The sequence below is a fragment of the Superficieibacter sp. genome (assembly GCF_032071645.1).
Classification (GTDB): Bacteria; Pseudomonadota; Gammaproteobacteria; order Enterobacterales; family Enterobacteriaceae; genus Superficieibacter.
Genome location: NZ_DAMAPU010000005.1, coordinates 300,792 through 324,958 on the forward strand (window position 1 = coordinate 300,792; position 24,167 = coordinate 324,958).

The 24,167-nt window shown below is 39.1% G+C and carries 22 protein-coding genes, 1 tRNA gene and 2 pseudogenes; 18 read left to right on the forward strand and 7 right to left on the reverse strand.

Annotated features, from left to right (window positions below):
* Positions 1–124: 124 nt before the first annotated feature.
* Positions 125–409: a YfcZ/YiiS family protein gene (locus RT197_RS12580; RefSeq protein WP_312951115.1), complete on the reverse strand. Its 285-nt coding sequence runs from the start codon at positions 407–409 to the stop codon at positions 125–127.
* A 370-nt stretch (positions 410–779) separates the two neighbouring features.
* On the opposite strand from RT197_RS12580, the gene fadL reads away from it, so the two are divergent.
* Positions 780–2,141, forward strand: coding sequence for a long-chain fatty acid transporter FadL (gene fadL, locus RT197_RS12585; protein ID WP_312951117.1), 1,362 nt, complete (start codon positions 780–782; stop codon positions 2,139–2,141).
* 91 nt (positions 2,142–2,232) lie between these two features.
* Here fadL and mlaA read toward each other — a convergent pair whose 3' ends face one another.
* Complete coding sequence (mlaA, locus tag RT197_RS12590; RefSeq protein WP_312951120.1) at positions 2,233–2,985, reverse strand: phospholipid-binding lipoprotein MlaA; 753 nt, start codon at positions 2,983–2,985, stop codon at positions 2,233–2,235.
* Positions 2,986–3,255: 270 nt separating this feature from the next.
* Between mlaA and RT197_RS12595 the strand changes: the two genes are divergently transcribed.
* The 10 genes and pseudogenes from RT197_RS12595 to RT197_RS12640 form a co-directional block, all read left to right on the forward strand.
* Positions 3,256–4,194, forward strand: a complete 939-nt coding sequence (locus tag RT197_RS12595) for a formate/nitrite transporter family protein (RefSeq protein WP_312951121.1) — start codon at positions 3,256–3,258, stop codon at positions 4,192–4,194.
* A 75-nt stretch (positions 4,195–4,269) separates the two neighbouring features.
* A tRNA-Arg gene (locus tag RT197_RS12600) sits at positions 4,270–4,344 on the forward strand.
* Between the two features lie 176 nt (positions 4,345–4,520).
* Positions 4,521–5,771: an integrase arm-type DNA-binding domain-containing protein gene (locus RT197_RS12605; RefSeq protein ID WP_312951124.1), complete on the forward strand. Its 1,251-nt coding sequence runs from the start codon at positions 4,521–4,523 to the stop codon at positions 5,769–5,771.
* A 204-nt stretch (positions 5,772–5,975) separates the two neighbouring features.
* Entirely contained in the window at positions 5,976–7,532 is a 1,557-nt protein-coding gene (locus RT197_RS12610; protein WP_312951126.1) for a recombinase family protein, read from the forward strand.
* Entirely contained in the window at positions 7,522–8,418 is an 897-nt protein-coding gene (locus RT197_RS12615) for a ParB/RepB/Spo0J family partition protein (RefSeq protein ID WP_247176587.1), read from the forward strand. The genes RT197_RS12610 and RT197_RS12615 overlap by 11 nt, the downstream gene beginning before the upstream one ends.
* Positions 8,415–9,311 (forward strand): ParB/RepB/Spo0J family partition protein, encoded by an 897-nt coding sequence (locus RT197_RS12620; RefSeq protein WP_247176588.1) that lies wholly within the window; start codon positions 8,415–8,417, stop codon positions 9,309–9,311. The genes RT197_RS12615 and RT197_RS12620 overlap by 4 nt, the downstream gene beginning before the upstream one ends.
* A 109-nt stretch (positions 9,312–9,420) precedes the next feature.
* Positions 9,421–9,660, forward strand: a pseudogene (locus RT197_RS12625) (integrase); the annotation flags it as partial.
* A 154-nt stretch (positions 9,661–9,814) separates the two neighbouring features.
* On the forward strand, positions 9,815–10,624 hold the full coding sequence (locus tag RT197_RS12630) for a DUF3289 family protein (RefSeq protein ID WP_247176589.1): 810 nt from the start codon (positions 9,815–9,817) through the stop codon (positions 10,622–10,624).
* Positions 10,611–11,057 (forward strand): DUF943 family protein, encoded by a 447-nt coding sequence (locus RT197_RS12635; RefSeq protein ID WP_247176590.1) that lies wholly within the window; start codon positions 10,611–10,613, stop codon positions 11,055–11,057. Before RT197_RS12630 ends, RT197_RS12635 begins: the two co-directional genes overlap by 14 nt.
* Before the next feature lie 152 nt (positions 11,058–11,209).
* A pseudogene (locus RT197_RS12640) lies at positions 11,210–11,595 on the forward strand (integrase); the annotation flags it as partial.
* Positions 11,596–11,751: 156 nt separating this feature from the next.
* Here RT197_RS12640 and RT197_RS12645 read toward each other — a convergent pair.
* The 5 genes from RT197_RS12645 to hxsD are packed head-to-tail and all read right to left on the reverse strand — an operon-like array spanning position 11,752 to position 16,775.
* Positions 11,752–13,359 (reverse strand): TIGR04141 family sporadically distributed protein, encoded by a 1,608-nt coding sequence (locus tag RT197_RS12645; RefSeq protein ID WP_247176591.1) that lies wholly within the window; start codon positions 13,357–13,359, stop codon positions 11,752–11,754.
* Positions 13,360–13,377: 18 nt separating this feature from the next.
* Positions 13,378–14,013, reverse strand: a complete 636-nt coding sequence (gene hxsA, locus RT197_RS12650) for a His-Xaa-Ser repeat protein HxsA (RefSeq protein ID WP_312951129.1) — start codon at positions 14,011–14,013, stop codon at positions 13,378–13,380.
* Positions 14,010–15,122 carry a His-Xaa-Ser system radical SAM maturase HxsC gene (hxsC, locus tag RT197_RS12655; RefSeq protein WP_312951131.1) on the reverse strand — a complete coding sequence of 371 codons (1,113 nt, stop codon included), beginning with the start codon at positions 15,120–15,122 and terminating at the stop codon, positions 14,010–14,012. Before hxsC ends, hxsA begins: the two co-directional genes overlap by 4 nt.
* On the reverse strand, positions 15,115–16,503 hold the full coding sequence (gene hxsB / locus RT197_RS12660) for a His-Xaa-Ser system radical SAM maturase HxsB (RefSeq protein WP_247176593.1): 1,389 nt from the start codon (positions 16,501–16,503) through the stop codon (positions 15,115–15,117). Before hxsB ends, hxsC begins: the two co-directional genes overlap by 8 nt.
* Complete coding sequence (gene hxsD / locus RT197_RS12665) at positions 16,503–16,775, reverse strand: His-Xaa-Ser system protein HxsD (protein ID WP_136784042.1); 273 nt, start codon at positions 16,773–16,775, stop codon at positions 16,503–16,505. Before hxsD ends, hxsB begins: the two co-directional genes overlap by 1 nt.
* A 407-nt stretch (positions 16,776–17,182) precedes the next feature.
* Here hxsD and RT197_RS12670 point away from each other — a divergent pair, with 407 nt between their 5' ends.
* The 7 genes from RT197_RS12670 to RT197_RS12700 all read left to right on the forward strand — a co-directional run.
* Positions 17,183–18,367: a DUF4297 family anti-phage-associated protein gene (locus RT197_RS12670; protein ID WP_247176594.1), complete on the forward strand. Its 1,185-nt coding sequence runs from the start codon at positions 17,183–17,185 to the stop codon at positions 18,365–18,367.
* The gene (herA, locus tag RT197_RS12675) at positions 18,367–20,082 is read left to right on the forward strand and encodes an anti-phage-associated helicase HerA (protein ID WP_247176595.1); all 1,716 of its coding nucleotides are present in this window, start codon (positions 18,367–18,369) and stop codon (positions 20,080–20,082) included. The genes RT197_RS12670 and herA overlap by 1 nt, the downstream gene beginning before the upstream one ends.
* Before the next feature lie 49 nt (positions 20,083–20,131).
* Positions 20,132–20,524 carry a hypothetical protein gene (locus tag RT197_RS12680; RefSeq protein WP_247176596.1) on the forward strand — a complete coding sequence of 131 codons (393 nt, stop codon included), beginning with the start codon at positions 20,132–20,134 and terminating at the stop codon, positions 20,522–20,524.
* Positions 20,525–20,588: 64 nt separating this feature from the next.
* A complete protein-coding gene (locus tag RT197_RS12685) occupies positions 20,589–21,305 on the forward strand; it encodes an ankyrin repeat domain-containing protein (RefSeq protein ID WP_247176597.1) in 717 nt (238 codons plus the stop codon).
* Between the two features lie 54 nt (positions 21,306–21,359).
* Positions 21,360–22,691 (forward strand): PIN domain-containing protein, encoded by a 1,332-nt coding sequence (locus RT197_RS12690; RefSeq protein WP_247176598.1) that lies wholly within the window; start codon positions 21,360–21,362, stop codon positions 22,689–22,691.
* A 190-nt stretch (positions 22,692–22,881) separates the two neighbouring features.
* A complete protein-coding gene (locus RT197_RS12695; RefSeq protein WP_247176599.1) occupies positions 22,882–23,277 on the forward strand; it encodes a hypothetical protein in 396 nt (131 codons plus the stop codon).
* A gap of 8 nt (positions 23,278–23,285) precedes the next feature.
* On the forward strand, positions 23,286–24,167 hold an 882-nt coding region (locus RT197_RS12700), incomplete at its 3' end, for a relaxase/mobilization nuclease domain-containing protein (RefSeq protein ID WP_312951141.1).

Genomic DNA, 24,167 nt, shown 5'->3' on the forward strand with positions numbered 1-24,167 from the left:
TGACCTGAACATAGTCTTAACCATTTTTTTACATTTCGCCAAGCGGGGGAGAAGAAAAGTGGGAGCCAAAACACACGGATAGAAAAGAAAACGCCTCCACAGAAGGAGGCGTTGAGAGGAGGTCTTAGCGCAGGCCGAGCTGGAAGATCAGCGTTTCGGCTTCGCAGGCAAACACAAAGTCGATATCCAGTTTTACGCCGTCGGCAACGTCGCTGAAGGTCGAGGTGATCTCACACGGCTCAGATTCAACGCCGCGCGCTTTTGCGGTCAGTGCCGCCAGCGTTTCTTCTGCCTGTGCGCGATTGGCGAATACGCGGCTGTAAGAGGCGGTGCAATCGGTGTTGTCCATAATGGTGCCAACATCCATACAGCAGCAAACCGGGGTTTCATCAGCACTGCATTTACTCATTGTAGATTTCCTCTGTAGACGCACCCAGGGTGCCTTAACGATATACCGCTTATTTTACGCTCTGGGTCGTAGCGTCTCCAGTCGTTAATTTCTCGCAGCGGAAATAGTGATAAAAATCACAGTTAAAAATGATCTAAAACAAATTCACCGTTCATTTGCAGCCTATAAACAGGGCAATTTTGCCAGCCAGATCGCGTTTCTTAGATCACATTCGAAAAAACTTAGAAACATACTTGCAACATACTATCTGGTCAGACCTATACTCTCGTCACTGGTCTGCTTTCTCTGACGTACAACAGACCCTACACTTCGCACCTCGTTACACCATGTAACTTTTTTAAATAAAAAATAACTCAATGAGGTTATGGTCATGAGCCAGAAAACCCGGTTCACCAAATCTGCTCTCGCAGTGGCAATGGCAATCGTTTCAACCCAGGCCTGGTCCGCAGGCTTCCAGCTAAATGAATTTTCTTCTTCTGGCCTTGGCCGCGCCTATTCTGGCGAAGGTGCCATCGCGGATGACGCCGGTAACGTCAGCCGTAACCCCGCTTTGATTACCATGTTTGACCGCCCGACCTTTTCCGGCGGCGCTATTTTCGTTGACCCGGATGTGAATGTGTCCGGGCGCTCGGCGATCGGTAACGATGCCAGCCAGGATAACATTGCGCCGACCGCATGGGTGCCTAACCTGCATTTTGTCGCACCGATTAACGATCAATTTGGTTGGGGCGCGTCCGTTACCTCTAACTACGGTCTGGCAACCGAATTCAACGACAGCTTCGCCGCGGGCTCAATGGGCGGGACGACCGATCTGGAAACGCTGAACCTGAATCTGAGCGGCGCGTATCGTCTTGATAATCACTGGAGCTTTGGACTTGGCTTTGACGCGGTATACGCGCGCGCCAAACTGGAACGCTACGCGGGCGATTTGCCGCAGATTATCGGCGCGAATATTCCGGCGCTGGTGCGTGCCGGACGTCTTTCTCCACAACAGGCCGCCGCGATTGGCGCTCAGGCCGGTGGCATCAGCCGCGACACGCAGATTGCCCGCCTGAAAGGCGATGAGTGGGGCTTCGGCTGGAACGCCGGTCTTCTGTATGAAGTGGATAAAGACAACCGCTACGCGCTGACCTACCGTTCGGAGATCAAGGTTGATTTCGACGGCGATTATAAGAGCAGCCTGCCAACGACGCTGAATCCGGTTAACGCCGCCCTCGGCCTCGGCCTGCCTTACGGCACCAACGGCTCAACCATTGACGGCTCGCTGAGTCTGCATCTGCCGGAAATGTGGGAAGTGTCAGGTTATAATCGCGTGGCACCAAAATGGGCCGTTCACTACAGCCTGGCCTACACCAGCTGGAGCCAGTTTGAAGAGCTGAAAGCGACCAACAGCGACCGTGGCACCCTCTTCTATAAAGAGGAAGGCTTTAAAGATTCTTACCGTATCGCCCTCGGGACGACCTATTATATGGACGATAGCTGGACGTTCCGCTCCGGTATCGCCTTTGATGACAGCCCGGTTCCGGCAGATAAACGCTCTATCTCCATTCCAGACCAGGATCGTCTGTGGCTGAGCGCCGGTACGACCTACGCGTTTAATAAAGATGCTTCCGTCGACCTCGGCGTGTCTTATATGCACGGTCAGCATGTTAAATTTAGCGAAGGTCCGTACGAGTTTAAATCCGCAGGTAAAGCCTGGCTGTACGGCGCGAACTTTAACTACGCGTTCTGATGATTGTCGCCCGGCGCAGAGATGCCGGGCGAATTACGTAATGCCATCCTGAAAACGGTGCCGCAAACCCCATGGGTTTGCGGCACTTTGCTTATTCTGAATCGATATCTTTCAGATCGCCCTGGATGGCCTGCGCGTTCGGGTTTTCTTCCGGCTTCAGTTGACCGCCGTTGGCGATGAAGTCATGACGCTGGAAGTACGCCTCGCGCACCAGGATGTACGGATCGGAAGACTGACGCAGCAGACCGTCAGAATCCAGCAGCTGTGCGCGGGTTTCTACGCCTTCAACCGCCCATTTCCCAAGCGACATCGGCCAGGTCAGCCAGGAGAGGATAGGATAAGTGGTGTCCGCCATATCGCCGACGTCTTCACGCAGCGTAAAGCTGCCATAGAACGGAAGCTGTAAATACGGACCGTAACCAACATCATAATGACCAAGCGTGCTGCCGAAGCGATGCGGTTCAACCCGTTGCAGTTTCGGGTTTGCCATACCCGCAACGTCGATAAAGCCGCCCATCCCCAGCAGGGTGTTCAGGAAAAAGCGCGTAAAATGCACCATTCCCTGATAGGGATCGCCCTGAATGAAAAAGTTGACCATCGTGGCCGGTTCTTCGAGGTTGCCAGTGAAGTTACCGAGGCCGGTACGTGCAGGCTGGGGAACGTAATCACGCCACGCCACCGCCACCGGGCGCAGAACGTACGGATCGACAACGTTAAAGTTGAAGTTGTACATTGTGCGGTTGAACCCTTCGAATGGGTCCGAGCGTCCCTGTTGGTCCCCGGAGCTTGCGCAGCCCACCAGTAAAGTAGCGCCCACTGCAAGCGCCGACAGCCGAAAATTCATAGATGTCTCCCTGTAATATATGGCTATCGCTAGTGCCATCTGATGCGTGTCGAGGATTGTATCAACACGTTACACGATGTCTACGCTGTCAGCCTGCATTCAGCATAGCCTGTATTGAGTAACCTGGTTGCGCCGTCAATTTTAAACATACTCAGAAACATTGTTATCACTCTTTATGCTGCAAGAGCAAAAAAATCGGTCTTTTCTGCTCCCTCACGTCTGCCTAAAAGCCGCTACGCTTAAATCATAAATTCGCAGCAGGTGACATAAATGGACAAGTTAGCAGAAGAAAAAATTGGTGAAGAAAGCGAAGAACGCGCGGTTGACAGCGATGAGAAGTCGCAGGGCAAAGAAATTGAAGTCAATGAGGACCGCCTGCCCTCGCGGGCGATGGCGATCCACGAGCACATTCGTCAGGACGGTGAAAAAGAGCTGGAGCGCGATGCGATGGCGCTGCTATGGTCAGCCATTGCCGCCGGGCTTTCCATGGGAGCATCGCTGCTGGCGAAAGGCATCTTTCACGTCCAGCTTGAGGGTGTTCCCGGCGGTTTTTTACTGGAGAACCTCGGTTACACCTTCGGCTTCGTGATTGTCATTATGGCGCGTCAGCAGCTGTTTACCGAAAACACCGTCACCGCCGTATTGCCGATTATGCAAAACCCGACCGGGCGTAACATCGGCCTGCTGTTGCGGCTGTGGGGTGTGGTGCTACTCGGAAACTTAATCGGCACCGGCATTGCCGCCTGGGCGTTTGAATATATGCCGGTTTTTGATGAGCCAACCCGTGACGCCTTCGTCAAAATCGGCATGGATATTATGAAAAACACGCCGTTTGAGATGTTTTCAAACGCCATTATTTCCGGCTGGATCATTGCCACGATGGTCTGGATGTTCCCGTCTGCCGGTTCTGCAAAGATTGTGGTGATCATTCTGATGACCTGGCTTATCGCCCTCGCTGACACCACTCACATTGTGGTGGGAACGGTCGAAGTGCTGTATCTGGTGTTCAACGGCACGATACCCTGGCATGATTTCTTGTGGCCCTTCGCCCTGCCAACCCTCGCCGGTAACATCTGCGGCGGCACTTTTATATTCGCCCTGCTCAGCCATGCGCAAATCCGTAACGATATGATTAACGCCCGTAAAGCGGCGGCGAAGGCGGAAGCCAACGAGCAAAAGGAGCAGCCAAAAGAAACGAAACGCGGCTGAATGGCGACTCTTTAAGCAGTCAGGCGGCAAGATGCTTAACGCAGTAACGAAATCCCGTTATACTCTTGCCGCCTTGTCCCCTTAGTTAAATGGATATAACGAGCCCCTCCTAAGGGCTAGTTGCAGGTTCGATTCCTGCAGGGGACACCAGAATCCTGTCTATCGAAGTATACCGAAGTCTATTTTTATTAACAATTTCAATAAGATTCCATCTACTCGTGGTCTATCACGGCCTGTTGTGATATACGGACATCTAGCTTGTTTTGTTGGTATAACGGTTGGTATTGTAAGTTCGATAATGCAGATACCATCATCAGGAGGTCACAATGGCACTAACTGATGTGAAAGTTAGAAATGCGAAACCTGGTGACAAGCCCATCAAGCTGACTGATGGGAATGGTATGCATCTCCTCGTTCAGCCTTCGGGTTCAAAATACTGGAGGCTTCAATATCGCTTTTCTGGTAAGCAAAAAATGTTGGCTCTTGGTGTTTATCCTGAAGTATCTTTATCAGAAGCTCGTCGCAGACGAGAAGAAGCAAGACAACTCATTGCCAATAATGTTGATCCTGGCGAAAAGCGAAAAACAAAAAAGATTGAAGAGAAAGGCTTACTCATTTTTGAAACTGTTGCCAGAGACTGGCACTCAAGCAACAGGACATGGTCAGACAGCCATCGAAAAACGGTTTTGAGTAGCTTGATCACCCATGTCTTTCCTGTAATCGGTAAGCGAAACATTACTGAACTCAAAACCCGTGATTTATTAGTTCCCCTGAAAAAAGCAGAAGCCACTGGGCATCTGGAACTTGCGGCTCGCTTACAGCAAAGAATCACAGCAATCATGCGGTATGCAGTTCACAATGCTTTGATTGACCAAAACCCAGCTTACGACCTCACAGGTGCTGTAACCACTGCCAAGAGCAATCACCGCCCTGCCCTTCCTCCCGAACAACTCCCTGAGCTTTTGGAACGGATTGATACCTATAAAGGTAAAGGAATCACCCAAATAGCAGTTCAATTAACTCTACTGACTTTTATCCGGTCAAGTGAACTGAGATTCGCTCGTTGGTCTGAGGTGAATTTCAGGAACGCCTTATGGACAATCCCTGCTGAAAGACAAGAACTGGAAGGAGTTAAGTACTCAGGTAGGGGCTCAAAAATGAAAACTCCTCATCTGGTGCCACTCAGCAAGCAGGCAGTAGTATTGCTTAAAAAGCTCCATGCGATAAGTGGAGAAAATGAGCTAATGTTCGTGGGATTTAGTCGTGATGACAAACCCATAAGTGAGAACACCGTTAACAAAGCTCTTCGGACAATGGGCTACGATACAAAAAAAGAAGTGTGTGGACATGGATTCAGGACAATGGCATGTAGTGCCCTTATTGAGTCAGGGCTGTGGTCAAGAGATGCTGTGGAAAAGCAAATGAGTCACCAGGAACGGAACTCCGTTCGGGCAGCTTACATTCATAAAGCAGAACATCTTGAAGAGCGAAAGTTGATGCTCCAATGGTGGGCTAACTATCTTGATGCATGTAAAGCAGAAGCTATTACACCATTTACTTATGCAGTCCAGGCATAGCCACTTACAACCGGATAGCCTTAGAAAACGTTACTAAGGCTATCAGTCACATCAGCTAAACAACTCAAATCCTTTCTGGATTGTCACAGACCGTCAAACTTTCACTAAATCCCCTCCAACTACCGATAAAAACAGTTGTAATTGATTAAAAAATGATCAATTTTATTCACTACATTACATAAGATCATCCATGAGGTTTAGTGCATGACTGGCGAAAATGATAAAAATCATAAGGTTAGAGTTGCACAGTACTTAAGGATGTCAACTGACCATCAGCAGTATTCTTTACATAATCAGTCTGAATACATAAAAGATTATGCTGAAAAGAATAATATGGAGATCGCTTATACATATGATGACGCCGGTAAGAGCGGGGTGAGCATCGTAGGGAGGCATTCTTTGCAGCAGCTACTTAGTGATGTAGAACAGAAAAAAATAAATATACAAGCTGTATTATTTTATGATGTCAGTCGTTTTGGTCGTTTTCAAAATAGTGATGAAGCTGCTTATTACTCATTTCTCTTTGAGAGAAATGGTGTAGATCTTATATATTGCTCTGAACCTATACCTACTAAGGATTTTCCCTTAGAATCATCCGTCATATTGAATATAAAAAGATCAAGTGCAGCCTATCATAGCAGAAATCTATCCGAGAAGGTTTTTATAGGGCAAGTAAATTTAATAAAGCGTGGTTACCATCAGGGAGGCATGGCAGGTTATGGACTTAGAAGACTTTTAGTAGATGAAAATAACACAGCTAAAGAAATCTTGCATTTTAGAAAAAGAAAGAGCATCCAAACAGATAGGGTTATATTAATCCCTGGTCCTAAAAGTGAAATACAAATTGTAAACAAAATCTATGATCTTTTTATAGATCATCATGTGCCAGAGTTTATCATTGCTGAAAAATTAAATGAGCAAAATATATCAGCAGAAAACGGTTCATACTGGACACGTGGGAAAATACACCAAATATTGACTAATGAAAAGTATATAGGCAATAATATATATAATAAAACCTCATCCAAACTTAAAAGTAAATCCATTAAAAACCCTAAACATGAATGGGTTAGATGCGATAAAGCATTTAAGCCTGTTATTTCAAAGAAAAAATTTAATAAAGCACAGGAAATAATCCAGCTTAGGTCAATACATTTATCAAATGAAGAGCTTTTAGAAAAGCTTAAGCAAAAATTAAAAACTAATGGGAAACTATCAGGATTTATTATTGATGAAGACGATACAGGTCCTTCATCATCTGTTTATAGAACCCGCTTTGGTGGCCTTTTAAGAGCATATACTTTAATTGGCTATAAGCCAGAGCATGATTACAGTTATCTACAAATAAATGAAGCACTAAGAGCATTCTATTCTGATGTAATTGAAGATTTCAAAAATAGTATTGAGCAAAAAAACTGTTATGTAGACTCACAAAAATTTGCACCAATATTATATATTAATGAAGAGATAATGATTTCTGTAATTATAACGAAATGCAATCATATGAAATCTGGAAAGCTAAGATGGAAAGTGAGATTTGATAATTCATTAAAAGCAGACATAACTATCGTTATACGAATGGATTCACAAAATGAATCACCTCGTGATTTCTATATTTTACCAAAAATTGATAACGAATTTAGTAAAATGGTAATGTCGGAAAAAAACAATCTCCGATTAGAACTATATAGATTTGATAACTTAGACAAGTTTCTACAAATTATTAATCGTATCACATTGAGGGATCTATATGCAGCCTAAAACTAATGAAGTTCCAATAATCCACATTGAAATTAAGAAAATAAAAATACTTAATCCACGGACTAGGAATAAAGGAGTGCATGATGAAATAAAAGAAAGTATAAAAAAAAGAGGCTTAAGCAAGCCGATTAGTGTGAGAGCGATTCATGAAAATGATTTCAAATATGCTTTGATTTGCGGTCAAGGAAGAATAGAAGCCCTCGTTGCATTGGGTGAAACAACAATCCCCGCAATTGTAAGAGATGTTTCAGAGGAAGATGCTTATGTTATGAGTTTAGTTGAAAATATTGCAAGGAGGAGACCACGTTCTAATGAGTTACTTCAGATTATAAAAGATATGAAAATCAGGGGGCTATCCGATTCTGAAATCAGTGAGATTACTGGCTATTCTTCGAACTGGGTAAATAGTATAAACATGCTTCTTGATAAGGGAGAGCATAAACTTCTATCTGCTGTTGAAAGAGGTAATTTACCATTGTATCTTGCAATTGAATTCGCAAGATGTGAAACTGAAGAAGCACAAAATCTTCTTACTGAAGCATATGATAAAAAGATAATAAAAAGTCGGGATATTATAAAAATAAAACATATATTAAATCAGCGAGAAACTGGCAATAAAGGAACAAAATCAGGCGGTTTTTTTTATCACAAGCCTGTAAAGAAAATGTCTGCAGAAGAATTAATCTTACTATATGAGAATAGCATCGCTGAACATAAAACTATTTGTAAACACTCTAAGTTTGTAAATAATAATCTGTTAATAGTAAAAGAAATTTTTAATATCATAATGATGAATAAAAGCTTTCAAAGCCTACTTGAGCAAGAAAACCTCTCAGAACTACCATCTCAAATCATAAACCCATTAATTAAAGAGGTATCACAATGATTAAGTTACGATTTGGTGATAATTTCATTTATTTAGATACTAACAAGCTAACGCCTTCTAAGGAATTGCTTGAAAATGTGAAGCGTAGCCATAAATATCATCAAATAGTTACGTCTATTGAAAGTTTAGGCATTATTGAACCAATAATAGTGTTTTATGATAAAGAAAATGATGTCACTAAGATACTTGATGGTCATTTAAGAGTTGAGGCTCTAAAAGACCTAGGCATAGAAAAAGCCCCTTGCATACTTTCAAGTATTAATGATGCTTTCACTCCTAACAAACAAGTGAATCATATTAATGTTGTTGAAGAACATAGAATGATAATTAAGTCACTTGCTAAAGTATCAATGGAAAAGTTGAGTGCTGCTTTGGGTATATCAGTTGAGGCTATAAAGGATAAGGCTAATGTTATGAACGGCATAGATCCAAGTGTAATATCAAAACTTTCTGACAAGCCAATTCCCAAAGCGACATTTGATGTTTTAAGGAAGATGAAACCAGTTCGCCAAATTGAAGCAGTCGGTACAATGATTAATTTTGATAATTATAGTAAAAAATTTGCCATGAGCATATTAGATGCAACACCAGCATCGTTGATAGTCAATAAAGGGAAAAATGTTTCATATAAACGAGACATCAGAAAAAACATATTTCGTCTTGAACAGGAAATGGCAACTACATCAGAAGAGACTAAAAAACTACAAAGCGAGTATGGCTCAAACATGTTGAAATTCGTTATAATTCAGTCATATATTAATAAATTACTTGGCAATCCTAAGGTGCTTCATTGGTTTTTAGAAAATGAGATTGATTATCTAAATGAATTAAAAAGAATTTCAAGCATAAACTCTTTGGATGATAAAACTTTTAGTGAAAACAACCCGTCTTAGGTTAAGATTTATGTAACTAAAAAACAATCTTAAGAAGCATATTTATCCAAGAAAAAAGGTTTCTCTCAGGTAGTAGCACAAGGAGGAAGTAAAAGCCGTTATCATTTGAATGGGGTTAGGATATGAACTTGTAGCTTATAGTAGGAGAGATCTTGCAAGAACGGCAACAAAAGAATCTTGTAAGTTCTGAGAAAATGTCTTCGAAGCGGCTCTTGCGCACTCAAAGAAGGATGAAATAATAGCCACCAATAATTGTGCAGAGTATCTCGCAGAATAAGTCGTTTTCAAGCAGTGGTGGAGTAAGTATGTGCAAACTCAAAGTTTGAAGGCTATTACCGCTACTGTGTAACTGCATAATGTGGGGTACAACTACACAGGTTTCCTCTTCATGTAGTGTCCAAACTACTTCCTCATTCAGATCAAGGTTAAGAAAATTCCTAATTGCATGGTTGAAGTATAGCTGTATAGTGATTGTACATTTGGCTGAAAGGGATTTATTTCGAATGAATGCAATCGACGGAAAATTGGTAATCTTCACCACAAAAAAAAGATTCAATGACAGAAACGCCGATGATATGCAAAGCGGCGATATTGATGTTGATACACTAAAAAAATATTACCATCTCGGACAAGTATCAACGTTCATTGACTGGACGACTTTTGCCCCTTCCTATAAACACCCCTATCTGAATTCAATACCGCCAGCAAGCAGAGAAAAAGCCATTGCAATGTTATATGATGAGTTAAGATCTCAATCGTATGTATTTTCTTTCCAGGGACCATACCAGGGTTTAATCAAAGATCTTTTTAATCATATGCAACGGAATAATGGAAGAGATTATCAAAATCCCGCAATGAATAATGCGTACAGAAATTTAATCCTAGCCGATAATTCCCCGAACAGTACTTTACCCATAATTAAAAGAGCTATCGAGCAGTTTGATTTTAGCAAATCGAAACTGACAAAAGAAAATTTCACTAATGATTTATATAAAAGCTATTTACCCAAATACACAAGATGGAAAGATTGGGTTAATGGAATGGGTATTACCGTTCATGACGTGAACAGTACAGAAATTTCCATTGAGAGCCTCACTCTTGAAGGAAATAAATATACTGCGGTTGTAAAATACAGGGCACAGGATCATTTTGGATTAGACAGAGAAGATATATTGAAAGCTAAATTCAATTCGATTGCTTTTTTTAGGATATGGTTTGTCCTTCAGCGAGCAAAGCATTTAGCTCAAAAGCCATTTTTCACTAATTTTGAAGCTACGATAACATTGACAGGAGAAACCAATGTTCAAATATAAAAGGACTGCAGCGATTGTAATTGTTTTAATCATTGCATATTGCATATGGACCGCTTTCAGACCAACAAAAATAGTCAGAGTTGATAATGGTGCCGTTTTTGTAGAACATCTACCAATGACAATAGAAGGCAAATTGAAATGGTGGATGAAAAACAAAGAATTGTTGCAGGAAAAATATCGGGTTATCAATACACCGTATAATTTCACAGTTACCATCATGAACTTTAATGGATATGAAAAATTACCTAAAGGGACAAGGGACGGCTCTGTCGATGATTATACCTGCTTTGATGATACTAATGAAAAGCATGAAAAATGTGTGTATAACAGTATAGCGATAATTGTCAGGGGCCACCTTAATGGAAAACAATTCATTAACATAGATGGTAAAACTTATGTCCAGAAAAGTGATGGCAAAGTGGAATTAGAATGATTAACACTCTAACATATTATAATTTTGATAAAATCCTAATTTATGATGGAAAAAGAAGTTTATCTGACAAAAAACAAAAGTATTGGTAATGCTATACATTCCTTTGGCAGCATCCAAGGTAATTAATTAGTTATGTAGGCTTCTCAGTTTACTTTATGAAAATGAAAGAACCACATAAAATTCCACCAAGCAAAGTAGTTACGAAACCTGAAGAATCATCAGTGGACGTGGCGAACAGGTGTTTTAGCATAAAGGTACCTCTTAACCATATGCATGAACAACAGCTAATGCGGCCATAATCCGTATGGGCTTCGGAGGTGAGCTTGTAGCCCATGGAATGAGATCTATTGCACGAACGGCCACAGAGGAGTCGGGTAAGTTCAGGACTGATGTCTTAGAAGCGGCCCTTGCTCACTCGAAAAAAGATGAAATAATTGCAGCTTACAATCGAGCAGAATATCTGGCAGAACGAGTGATTCTCATGCAGTGGTGGAGTGATTATGTCATTGCTCAAAAATTTAAAGCTATTGCGGCATAACAACTCTATAAGGGGTTAAATCTCCCAGCCCCTTATCCACCAAGACATAAACCTTTTTTGACACCACTTTGTTCTAAACCAAGATACATGGGCTGTAACTTACAAAAGCGATTTTCTGCATGAACTGGCAAACGTCTCTGGCATTGAAAAATTTATTTAAAGCTTGTTCTTTTGTGGTTTACATAGCTTCTTTTTATAAATATCTGGGTCCACAGCAATTTTGCAGATCCTGACCTCATACCCAAAATTGGTAATACTCTTGTGGAAATTTTTTAAGTTTATTTTAGAAAACAAAGGTAAATCTTCGGGAAGATTTTTATTAGAAGCTATGGCGAAAACTAGTTTATATTTTTTAGCATCTGGTCTATTTATATGATCGGCTAATTTTATATGAGCAGGTAGTTTCTCATTAAGTTTGCCTCGAAATTCAGAGTCACTTATAAAAAGTTCAGAACCTATAAATCCTTGTGAAAAAAGATGGCTCATACTTTGCGAACCAGTATAATATTTTACATGGATAAAATCTGATTGACCTCTGATAAGATCACAAAATTCAATCTTACTTTTACCACCACCATGATGAATGAATTTCTGATCCATGTGTGTAAAGGAATGATCATCGTGGCAAAGTTTTTTATTATAATCCTCCTCTCGTTTATATGAATATACAGGGAATTTATCCGACTCCTCATAATGAATTATTTTTTTCATTTCATCATCAATAGTCGATACAAAATTCCTATCTGCAACATACCATATAGAGTCTCGAAGAATATAGTTCTGATCACCTTCTTTTATCTCGGCATAGAGGCACCTATATAAAGACCATTTTTTTATCGATTCAAAATCGGCATTCAAAACATGCAGGTAACTTTTTTTGAGTTCATCAACAGTTACTTCAGTTTTCTTACCATCAAAATAATCACAAACATGGTATATTGATAAGGTTTCATGAATGAACCTTTGTCTCTTATCAAAGCAATAGCCTATTTGATTTTCCCAGTCTACTATTTCTGGCTCTCCAAGCCATAAATCATTGAAGTCTTTTTCCTTTATCCGATCAATCAAAAGCGAATCCAATATCTCAACTTCTTGTTCATCAGCCTCCTTGACATTGTTAACCCATTCGAATTCTTCAGGAAGAGGTAATAAGTAAATAGAGTCTATTTTGGTCAACAGTGCTGGAATAGCCTTCAATTCAATATCCGGCATGATCACAAACGCATCTTTGCCAGTAATTTTACTTCCTAAAATATCTTCTGTCGAAGTGCCTGTGAGAGTTGTGAGAATATCCATCTCAGAATCTATTTTTAGGTTGTATATATCGACTTCTTTACTGCTCTGACTGCGAGTTAACAGGTTCGTTTCGTTGTGACTGCCTTTATCTAAGCTGCGAATTTTTTTATGTTCTATACTATTAAGAGTTGTTTTAAGCCCAAATCCTTTGACAATGCTGCCATCATTGATTAAGTGATGACCGGTTCCAAAGGGAATAAGATATCTGGAATTGTTAGCTTCAATAACTAATACTGCTCCTGTGCTACTATTCATACCGAAGAAATCAGGTTCTATGACAGGATTTTGGCCCATAAAAAAGGTGGTCCATTCAGGAGGTTTTGGGTCCATGTACTCCTTTACATATAGATATGCTCGTGCATCCTCCATCTCGAATTCAACAGGTCTTTTGACCCTTTCCAAATTCAAAACCTGATCAATATCATCGCTAAACCTTTTTGTTTTATAAATAGAGAGTTTTATCTTCATTCTATTTTACCTAATATTTTAACGAGCCAGTATATTCAAAGAGTTCAATAACTGAGCATCTAATGTTTCTCTTACTGGAGTAGGAAGCCCATATGCAACTCTGTAATTTTTGATAGCAGTTCGTGTCGCAGGCCCCATACTTCCGTCTATATTGCCGTTATAAAACCCTTTATCCAGTAATGCGAACTGCACTCGCATGATCAAACGCTTACGCTTCTCAGTATCAGAAGCCAGCCCACTACTTGCACGAGTAGTTCCATTCATTCCAGCAGAGTTTGTGGTCGTAGAGGCATCGGTGTCATTAGAGCGAAGCGAACGAACAGATGAAGAAGACGATGACGAATTTGTACCTGAAGTGGATGAGCCTGATGAGCTTGGTGAACTATATGTTTTAGGATAATAAGGAGTGCTTCCACCATAGTACCCACCACCAGACGAAGATCTATGAGAACTATGGCTTCGATGGGAGCTATGACTACGATGCCCTGCAATGTAGAAAGGTACTTCCATGTTAAGTGGAGCTATAACTAAATCATGCTCATTAAGAGTCATACCGGGCAAATCACTTGCACCAGTGGAGGAATCACTTGCCCATACAGAATTATTGAGTGCTAAAAATCCCGGAAGCAGAGCAGCGAAATTAAATTTTTTCATAAAATTGGTCTCGGTGGTTGATGAAAACGGCCTTTTGATGAACTGAAATAACCAGCACAGGAAGACTTCTGAGTACATTCATCACATTCTTTGGGGTAGTAATTTTTCCAGTCAGAAATTGACTGAGTAGCAAATCCCCAAGCTCTTTCAGGAAGATGGCACAATGGGTAATTGAAGATTGTTAGGGTGATGCCTGACCTTTGTGCTGTTCCTATGGCAGAGAGAATTTTCTCACTATAGCTATCATGCTCAATGAAGATTGATGACCAGTTTTTACGTGCCCAGCCGATAGATTCTAACCCCATAAGAGAAATCTGGTTGATATTGGAAAACACGCGACCAGCGAACTCTATGATTTTGTCCAGTTCCATATAGTTAGCCAGTGTCGGAATGATTCTTAACTCAATGTTGATCCCTGAATTACCGGCATTGATAAGCCCCATAACTGTCTCATCAAATGCCCCTTCGCTTCCAACCAGATAGTCATGAACTGACGACCTTGAAGAATAAAGCGGAATACCGAAAGTTATTTTGAGCTTTTCGCTTCGCTCTTTCATCTGTTGAGTAAAACTGACATCTGCAAACTTTCGTCCATTGGTCAAAACATGCAAAGCTGTCTCAGGTGAGTTTTCGATTATGAAGTCCAGAAATTGCAGGAAAGCTTCGCCATACAGCAGAGGTTCTCCCCCACTCACTCCTACTACACCATTCAGGGAGAAAGAGGCGATGGCAAGTGCTGACTGGTTAAGAAGCCGGTCATCGTTTCCTGTCTTAGGAGGCTGAGAACAAAAAAGGCAACGGTTGTTGCACCTTTCAGTTACAAGGACAGTGTTATGGTTTGCTCTCCGTGACAAAATCACCCTAATCATGTTGCCATTGTTAACAATCCCTATATCACCATCTTCTATGGAATTGAAAAGATCAGTGCTCACAACGAAGTTTGCAAAATATGCAGGAAGTCTGGAATCAAGTTGAGTTTCACTGACCAGTAAATTTGGCAGATAGAATTGAGGATTTTCGGGCTTAAATTTGCACAGGCGATAGAAACCTTGCTGAACTGGCAGATCTGCCGTAAACCTGAAAATGTCGTTTCTCAGCACCTCAGACATAAGTCCACCCTTTAAGCATCTTTGCCATCGGCCCATCCTGAGAAATTTCATTCAGAAGGAAGCGGAACATGCCTTTGTGATACTGACAGAAAGTTGACCGACTCTTGTCACCAACAGGTTCGCCATGAACACTAATGTTCTGGCAAGGATCTGCCCCACAGAAAGGCTGATAAGCACAGGTATCGCATCCCGGCATAGCAAAATTGAATGAGGATGAGAGAGCGGAACGGTAGTATTCGTTGCTACTGAATGAGAGTGAGGCAAACTCTCCAGCACTGAAATCTGCTTCCGGATTTACTTTCTGAAGCATACGACTTTCATCACTACCGTAGACTTTACCGTCATAATTGAACAGGATGCAGTTCAACACGACTCCGCTTGGCGATTTTAGATCTGCATAACCACTGAAGCCCGTATTGAAAATTCGCTTGAGATGGATAGCAGCCGAGTGCTCAATGACAGGTACCCCCTTTTCATTCTGTAGCAACACTTCCTGCATTAACTCTTTATAAAAATCAAAATACTCTGGCATTGAAAAAGTGAAGCTCTGCTTCTGAGCAAACCCATAAGGACTAACAGGCCTAATAAACATGTCTGTAAGACCCAGAGACAAATGAGCATCTACTATGGAAGCTGGCTCTTTAGTCAGCTCCTTAGTAACTGTGGTAACCGTAGCTACCCGGTTTGCGCCAAGTTCTTCTGTGATTTTCCGAATACCAGTTACTGCTTTGTTATGAGCTTGAAAGTCAGTAAGGATGCGATTCTTGTTATGGACAGCTTCATTCCCATCAAGCGAGACCGAGAAGGTGATATTCCGCTCTTTAACCCATGAGAAGATGCTTTCATCGAGTAATGACAGACTTGTAGCAATCACCATTTCGAAAGCATCACTACCCAATGAAATCTCACACTCGTGATAGATTGACTGAACAAGATCGAACCTGAGAAGTGGTTCACCGCCCTGTACTTCTACCTTGTAGGGAGGTGTACCTAGTTTCTTTATTGTGCTGACAATTTGCGGTATCAGTTTCGGGTTGAGATCATAACCATCAGCGGTTACCGATGCCCTGCTGACCTGGCAATATTTGCAAGTATGATCGCAACGAAGAGTAGGTACAATCATGAAGATTGGCCTGACCGCCAGTTCATTCATGAGTCGTTTGGCAAAAGCCGAACTTAGTGCATAAGGGGTAACGGAGGAAGATTCATCTCCGCAAATGAAAAGCTTGCTTTCAAGCGATGAGGACTGTTCTTGACTGATATGACCGTTTACCAGATCGAGAAATTCCTGCTCACCTAAAAAATGATGAAAGCCAGCGAGGTTACTAATGAATATCCGGCCGTCAGGCATCCTGTCGAAGTTAAAAGGCATGTGTTTCATTATGCAAGCCTGTCATCTATGCTTCGGAGAACCTTGCTGATAATGGCATCACGCAATTGACCAGTTTGATGGTGAAGTTTCTCACGGAGGCTAAAATCGTTTAACAGCCTTCCGAATTCAAACTCACATTCAGGACCACCTATCTCAAAGAAGATAATCCACGAGGATGTGTTTTCTTCAAGTTTCCATGGACTTACAGGAGTCATCCAGTATAGGGTGTTTCGGATAACCCATTCAGAATAAAGATGTTTTTGTAATATCTTTTCCCACATTGCCATTACCTTCCAAAATAAATAATAACGGAAAGAAACTTATTCCATTTAGGGATTTTTCTTATAGATTAATGCTATAACATTTTTCAAAACATGTTACTGAGTATGTCAAAATTCTGAGATTCAGTTCAACTAGAAGTTAATCGAATCGCGTGCTCACATGATGCAGCAATAGGTTACACATAGGCTACTTTTTGAGATAACAGGCAAAGAATTTGAAAGTTATTACCGCTACCGCATTATTTACACCTTAATAATTAGCATGTTAAGCAAATGCTTTTGGTTTTTTTTGCATGTCAATGGATTAGCTTTGTGGCAAAATCATGAAGCTATGCAATCATTGCATTGTTATTAACACAGCATATTTTTATAAACTTTTAACACCTTATCTCAAAAAGGATAACAAAGTGGACAGAAGTGCAGTTGATACAATTCGTGGGTATTGTTATCAAGTTGATAAAACGATTATTGAAATTTTTTCGTTACCACAAATGGATGACTCGATTGATATAGAATGCATTGAAGATATTGATGTCTACAACGATGGGCACTTAACTGCGATCCAATGCAAATACTATGAGAGTACAGATTATAACCACTCCGTCATATCAAAGCCCATAAGACTAATGTTGTCACACTTTAAGGACAATAAAGAAAAAGGGGCGAATTATTATCTATTCGGGCACTATAAATCAGGACAAAACAAATTAACACTTCCATTAAAAGTTGACTTCTTCAAATCTAACTTCCTCACATACACTGAAAAACAAATCAAACATGAGTACCATATAGAAAATGGGCTTACCGAAGAGGATCTACAAGCCTTTTTGGATAGATTAGTTATAAATATCAATGCAAAATCATTTACTGATCAAAAAAAACAAACTATACAAATAATAAAAAACCATTTTCAATGTGAAGATTATGAGGCAGAGCATTATTTTTATTCTAATGCTTTCAGAAAAACTTATGATATCTCTTGTAATAAAAAAGATCGAAGGATAAAAAAATCAGATTTTATTGAAAATATCAACAAATCCAGAGTCTTATTTAACATATGGTTTTATCAATATGAAGGAAGAAAAGAATATTTAAGAAAACTAAAAGAATCTTTCATAAGCAGAAGTTTAAACAGCTCTCCTTATGCTCGTTTTTTCATCTTGGAATTTCAAGACAAGACTGATATAAAAACAGTTAAAGACTGTATATATAAAATACAATTAAATTGGTCTAATTTATCTAAAAGAACAGATCGGCCATATTCTCCTTTTTTACTTGTCCATGGCATCAGCGATGATAAGTTATACGAATTAAAGAATCAATTATTCAATGAAGATCTAATTTTCACGGATGGGTACCCTTTTAAAGGAAGTGTATTTACTCCAAAAATGTTAGTCGAAGGCTTTTCAAATAAAGAAATTCACTTCCAATTTATCAACGACATAGATGATTTCAATGAAGCACTGAACAGTATTAATATAAGAAAAGAAGTTTACCAGTTTTATACGGAAAACTGCCTTGATATCCCATCCCAACTACCACAGGTAAACATACAAGTTAAAGATTTTGCAGACATAAAGGAGATAGTGTAATGAGCAGGAATAATGATATTAATGCAGAAGTAGTATCAGTATCGCCAAATAAATTAAAAATTTCCGTAGACGATCTTGAAGAGTTTAAGATCGCAGAAGAAAAATTAGGCGTAGGATCTTATTTAAGGGTTTCAGATAATCAAGACGTTGCTCTTTTGGCGATCATAGATAATTTTTCTATTGAAGTTAAAGAAAGCCAAAAGCAGAAATATATGATAGAAGCAAGCCCAATAGGTCTTGTTAAAAATGGAAAATTCTATCGCGGTGGAGATTCACTTGCACTCCCTCCTAAAAAAGTGGAACCAGCGAAATTAGACGAAATAATATCCATATACTCAGATAGTATAGATATAAAAGATCGCTTTACTTTTTCAAGTTTATCGCTTAATACCAAAGTATCAGTACCTGTGAATGGGAATAGATTTTTCAATAAACATATCGCTATCGTAGGTTCAACGGGTTCAGGTAAATCCCACACTGTTGCCAAAATACTTCAAAAAGCCGTAGATGAAAAGCAAGAAGGTTATAAAGGATTGAACAATTCTCATATAATTATTTTTGATATACATTCTGAATATGAAAACGCATTCCCTTATTCAAATGTATTAAATGTGGATACATTAACTCTTCCATATTGGCTATTAAATGGCGACGAGTTAGAAGAACTTTTTCTTGATACAGAAGCAAATGATCACAATCAAAGAAATGTTTTCCGTCAGGCTATAACTTTAAATAAAAAGAAATATTTCCAAGGAGTCCCAGCAGATAAGGAGATAATAAGCTTCCACTCGCCATATTATTTCGATATAAATGAAGTTATAAACTACATTAACAACAGAAACAATGAAAGAAAAAATAAAGACAATGAACATGTGTGGACAGATAAGGAAGGAGATTTCAAGTTCGACAATCAAACTGCACATAGGTTGTTCCAAGAGAATTTAACCCCTGGTGGAAGTTCAGCCGGTGCCCTGAATGGAAAACTGCTAAATTTTGTTGATAGGCTACAAAGTAAAATATTCGATAAACGATTAGATTTCATTCTTGGCGAAGAAAGCAAATCAGCAACATTTAAAGGAACGTTAGAGACATTAACAAGTTATGGAAAAAACAAATCAAATATTACAATACTTGATGTCAGCGGTGTTCCATTTGAAGTCCTTAGTATTTGTGTATCACTAATTTCGAGATTGATCTTCGAGTTTGGCTATCATTCAAAAAAACATAAAAGAAAATTAGGTCAAGGACAAGACATCCCAATTTTAATTGTGTATGAAGAGGCACATAAATATGCTCCAAAAAGTGACTTGAGTAAATATAGAACATCCAAAGAAGCTATAGAAAGAATTGCAAAGGAAGGGAGGAAATATGGTGTAACACTGCTTCTGGCCAGTCAAAGGCCGTCAGAGATATCAGAAACAATATTCTCACAATGTAATACTTTTATCTCTATGAGATTAACGAACCCTGATGATCAAAATTACGTGAAGCGATTACTACCAGATACAGTGGGCGATATAACTAACTTACTGCCATCTCTAAAAGAAGGTGAGGCCTTAATTATGGGAGACTCTATCTCAATCCCATCTATTGTTAAGATAGAACAGTGTACAATTCCACCATCGTCAATTGATATAAAATACCTTGATGAATGGCGAAAGGTTTGGGTCGATACCCAGTTTGATGAAATCATTGAACAATGGAGCAAGAATTAAAAATTCTTGGTCGCTTACACTTACTTAACTGAACATCAAGAGATGTATTATGATAAACCTGAGAATACAAGAAATAAAAAATGCAACTGGAAATGTTACTGGGTATCAGGTAATTGACGATACTGGGACGGTTGTTGGAAAGGCATTGACTTATAATGAAGCATTGACTTTCTTAATAAATTATTTTAAGGGTATTTTAGAAAAATTAGAAAAATTAAATATTAAAAATAATGATACAACCGAACAGTTAGGCTTACATCAAACATTAACATCTGATCAGATTGAGACAATAGAAAGTGTACTTATTTCTAAAATTCAACAAACTGATATATTAAGAAGAATCCCTAAGGCAAGTGATCTCTTTGAAAATATATCAAAAAACAGTCCAGAATTGAAAAGCATGGAGAATAACACACATAATAAATCAAAACAAAAATCTTAAACACACTAATTGACTTCTTCTGCATATATATTAAATCTATATTTTAATGCAAAAGGAGTCAATTATGTTTAACTTATCACCTTCGATATATAGTTTTTTAGATGAAATGGAAAAATGTGGGAACAATATACATTTCATTAATAGTGAAAATAGAAATTTTTTCTTTCATCCGTATACCTGGAAAGAGGATTTACTTAAAAATTTATTAGATATTGGTTTAAATATAAATCAAAAAGATAATGATGGTAAGACACCATTATTTCATTGTAACTATTTTAAAGCATTCGAATTGTTACTAACCCATGGAGCAGATATTAATTCAGTGGATAAGTATGGAAAGAATCTTTTGTTTTATGATCATCCCAAACAAATTTTAGAAGAAATTTTAAAATCTAACATTGATTTTAATTTAACTGATAACACAGGTTTATCATTCTTATCATATGAGTTATTTGCAAAATACCCAAGTATGATAATGAATAGTCGAGATAAAATATCAATAAAGGATGTTATTATACACAAGATTTACCTGAACACTCATAATGGATTAGAATCACTAATTAAACATAGTTTTAACCTCATCTTTCCAAGTAAAGTTGAATTTAATTATGATCCATATCAGAACCTTGAAGAATTGAAGCAAACACTTATCATCTTGAATAATTTATTAAGTAATAAATCGTCCCAAACAAGATTTCACTTCAAAAGAACTGAAAAACAACTCTACGAGATACATACTATGGCAAGTTTACAGAGAATAATCTCTCTAAATAGTTTATAATTACTATTGATGGATATCATAAATGCTCCGTTAATTCTTAATAAAGGTGACTGTATGAATAAGAAAAGCACTGATAAAGAAACTGACATTATTTTTACCTTAGAGAGGCAGTTCCCTGTTATTGATAATATATTTTCAAGCTACCCACATTTATCGAGTAAAGATGCTAATAACATAATAATTTTAGACACTAATGTTCTTTTGCTACCCTATGTTGCTGATCAATTAGGAAAAAAGGATATTAAAGTAATTGAAGATTTACTGATAAGATTAAAGGATGAGAATCGCATTTTCATTCCTGAAAGAGTAGCAAGGGAGTTTATCAAAAATAGGGATGGTAAAATATCTGATTTGATAAAAGCACTTAATGACAAAAAATCAAGAATATCTCCTCCGGAGCTTGGATTGTCCAAAGCGCTTCAAGACATGAATCAATACAATACATTAGAATCTTTGTCAAAAAACATTAATGAGCTTACGGCAGAATATAAGAAAACTTATACAGCCATGATAAATGATATTAAATCATGGAAAGGGAATGACCCTATCACTATGATTTATAGAAAAGTTTTTGATAAAAGTAACATCCTTCCTTATCCTGGGGAAGAACAGGATGCAATTAAAGAATGGGAGTATAGACGGCTAATGAAATGCCCTCCTGGATATAAGGATGGGGGAAAGGATGATACAGGCATTGGTGATTACCTAATATGGAAAACCTTAATACAAACAGGGAAAGAACAGAATAAAAATGTAATATTCGTCACTGGCGATCAAAAGAGTGATTGGTTTATACGGGGAGAAAAAGAACCAATATTCATTCGCCCTGAACTAATTGATGAATTTAGACGAGAGTCAGGAAGTCTCACTTTGAGATTGATTAAATTTGATGAATTACTTACAGAATATAATATCTCAGAAGAGATTGTTAAAGAAGTAAAACGAGCAGAATCCAATGATAACAAAAAATCAAACGCCAACTCGAAAAAGATATATTCAAAATACAGTTCAGTCAGAAAGGATGGATTTGATTACTCAACAAACAATGGTGAGATATTATTAACTGAAAATGGTATTTCATTCAAGGTTAAGTTTAGTAAGGCGAGCGATGAAAGTATTTATGTTTATAACTCAAGTGGTTCATATCAGATAGCCAGGGTCAAGAGTTCCACGCCTAATGATATATTAATATTCGATGATTATGATAGCACATCAGACCATTATAACATTCGGAAAGGAGAGGTTTTTCTTTATAAAAATGATAACGGTGATATTTTAGCTGTTCGCATTTTAGAAATAAAAGATGATAGTCGTAAGGATGAAAATGATTTTGTTACTTTTGAATATATAATTGCACCTCGCGGATCATTTGTTTTCGCCCCTTAAATATATATATGCAAGGTATGACTAAGAGAAGCTCCGCTTCTCTTAGTCCCTTGTTTTTCGCCCTTCGGTTGAAAAAGAAAGTCTAAGTCTTACCCAACTCATTGACATAATTTGCATTTATATTATAACTGTAGTAGGTGTGCAAGGATTGCTCACCATAAAGCGAATACACATATGAAAAGGAGTTTATATGAGTAATACAATAACCTTATCCTACACAAATAGCTTTCAGCCTATTTGTAATAATCAAACATCATCAAATGAATCATTACGAATACATTGTGTAAGTGTTCGATTTAATAAAGAAGAATTAGAGATCTTTAATTCCAATCGTGGAAACAAAAGCAAAGGCGAATGGCTTCGTTTAACTTCCCTTGATAGGCTCCCTCCTGTCATACCTTCCATTAACCTGGAAGCATGGAAATCCTTATCTGATATATCCCAAAAACTAAACAGGTTAATCCATCATCTTGACACAAAAAGTAGCAATAGTGAGTTAACCAAAACAGAGATCTTCGCTGTAAAAAAACAGATCAATGAACTTCGCTCGTGTCTGACAGCTTCTGGTGATCTACCAGCCAGGTAAGCTGCTATATGAAGGGAATGCAACGGATCAAAAGGCACAAGAGCTTCGTTAATGTCGTGAAGTATGTGTTGAAGCCAGGTTCTCACCACAGAAGCGATCCAGTTGTTATTGGCGGGAACATGACAGGTGATTGTGCAAAGGAACTGATAGCAGAGTTTGATACTGCTAGTGAACTACGGAAGGACATAGCTAAACCTGCTTGGCACAATTCGCTTCGTTTACCCTGCGGCGATAAGCTTTCCAATGAGAAATGGAAGTCGATAGCTGACGACTACATGCACCGTATGCGATTCACTGACACTCATCTTCGTTGTTATGTATTACACGACGACAGTATGGGTCAGCACATACACATCATTGCTAATAGAGTCGATGCCGTGTCTGGTAAAGTTCATCTTGGCCAGCATGAGAGTTTAGTCAGTGGCCGAATAATTCAGGAACTTGAAATCGCTTATGGCCTTACTCAAACTCCAGCAGTAAGAGTACAACCGAAACAAACAAAGAGTAAGCTTTCACGTAATGAAGAGATGCTTTCTCACCGGACAGGCTTGCCCTGCCCCAAGAAATCTCTGCAACAGATCATTGATAAATGTTTGAAGGATAAACCCAATCTAGAAACTTTTATCAAAAAAATTAGAGAAGCTCAGGTTTCCTGGACGGCGAACGTTTCAAAAACAGGAAAGATGAATGGATTCTCGTTCGAATATCAAAACATCGCATTTAAAGCCTCCCAGCTTGGAAAGATGTATTCATGGGCGAATCTTCAAAAGCTCCTCAACTACGAACCTGAACGCGACAACCCACTTCTACTAAATGCCAAGTCAGTTGTTCCTGCTCCTGCTCCTGCTCCTGCTCCTGCTCCTGCTCCTGCTCCTGCTCCTGCTCCTGCT

What these genes read in the sequence shown, in the direction of transcription:
- RT197_RS12605 (WP_312951124.1), top strand. Translation starts at nt 4,521, where the DNA reads ATGGCACTAACTGATGTGAAAGTTAGAAATGCGAAACCTGGTGACAAG.
- hxsD (WP_136784042.1), bottom strand. Translation starts at nt 16,775, where the DNA reads ATGTGGGAAAAGATATTACAAAAACATCTTTATTCTGAATGGGTTATC.
- RT197_RS12690 (WP_247176598.1), top strand. Translation starts at nt 21,360, where the DNA reads ATGAATAAGAAAAGCACTGATAAAGAAACTGACATTATTTTTACCTTA.
- RT197_RS12595 (WP_312951121.1), top strand. Translation starts at nt 3,256, where the DNA reads ATGGACAAGTTAGCAGAAGAAAAAATTGGTGAAGAAAGCGAAGAACGC.
- RT197_RS12695 (WP_247176599.1), top strand. Translation starts at nt 22,882, where the DNA reads ATGAGTAATACAATAACCTTATCCTACACAAATAGCTTTCAGCCTATT.
- fadL (WP_312951117.1), top strand. Translation starts at nt 780, where the DNA reads ATGAGCCAGAAAACCCGGTTCACCAAATCTGCTCTCGCAGTGGCAATG.
- hxsB (WP_247176593.1), bottom strand. Translation starts at nt 16,503, where the DNA reads ATGAAACACATGCCTTTTAACTTCGACAGGATGCCTGACGGCCGGATA.
- hxsC (WP_312951131.1), bottom strand. Translation starts at nt 15,122, where the DNA reads ATGTCTGAGGTGCTGAGAAACGACATTTTCAGGTTTACGGCAGATCTG.
- RT197_RS12680 (WP_247176596.1), top strand. Translation starts at nt 20,132, where the DNA reads ATGATAAACCTGAGAATACAAGAAATAAAAAATGCAACTGGAAATGTT.
- RT197_RS12615 (WP_247176587.1), top strand. Translation starts at nt 7,522, where the DNA reads ATGCAGCCTAAAACTAATGAAGTTCCAATAATCCACATTGAAATTAAG.
- RT197_RS12635 (WP_247176590.1), top strand. Translation starts at nt 10,611, where the DNA reads ATGTTCAAATATAAAAGGACTGCAGCGATTGTAATTGTTTTAATCATT.
- mlaA (WP_312951120.1), bottom strand. Translation starts at nt 2,985, where the DNA reads ATGAATTTTCGGCTGTCGGCGCTTGCAGTGGGCGCTACTTTACTGGTG.
- hxsA (WP_312951129.1), bottom strand. Translation starts at nt 14,013, where the DNA reads ATGAAAAAATTTAATTTCGCTGCTCTGCTTCCGGGATTTTTAGCACTC.
- RT197_RS12645 (WP_247176591.1), bottom strand. Translation starts at nt 13,359, where the DNA reads ATGAAGATAAAACTCTCTATTTATAAAACAAAAAGGTTTAGCGATGAT.
- herA (WP_247176595.1), top strand. Translation starts at nt 18,367, where the DNA reads ATGAGCAGGAATAATGATATTAATGCAGAAGTAGTATCAGTATCGCCA.
- RT197_RS12630 (WP_247176589.1), top strand. Translation starts at nt 9,815, where the DNA reads ATGAATGCAATCGACGGAAAATTGGTAATCTTCACCACAAAAAAAAGA.
- RT197_RS12610 (WP_312951126.1), top strand. Translation starts at nt 5,976, where the DNA reads ATGACTGGCGAAAATGATAAAAATCATAAGGTTAGAGTTGCACAGTAC.
- RT197_RS12580 (WP_312951115.1), bottom strand. Translation starts at nt 409, where the DNA reads ATGAGTAAATGCAGTGCTGATGAAACCCCGGTTTGCTGCTGTATGGAT.
- RT197_RS12685 (WP_247176597.1), top strand. Translation starts at nt 20,589, where the DNA reads ATGTTTAACTTATCACCTTCGATATATAGTTTTTTAGATGAAATGGAA.
- RT197_RS12620 (WP_247176588.1), top strand. Translation starts at nt 8,415, where the DNA reads ATGATTAAGTTACGATTTGGTGATAATTTCATTTATTTAGATACTAAC.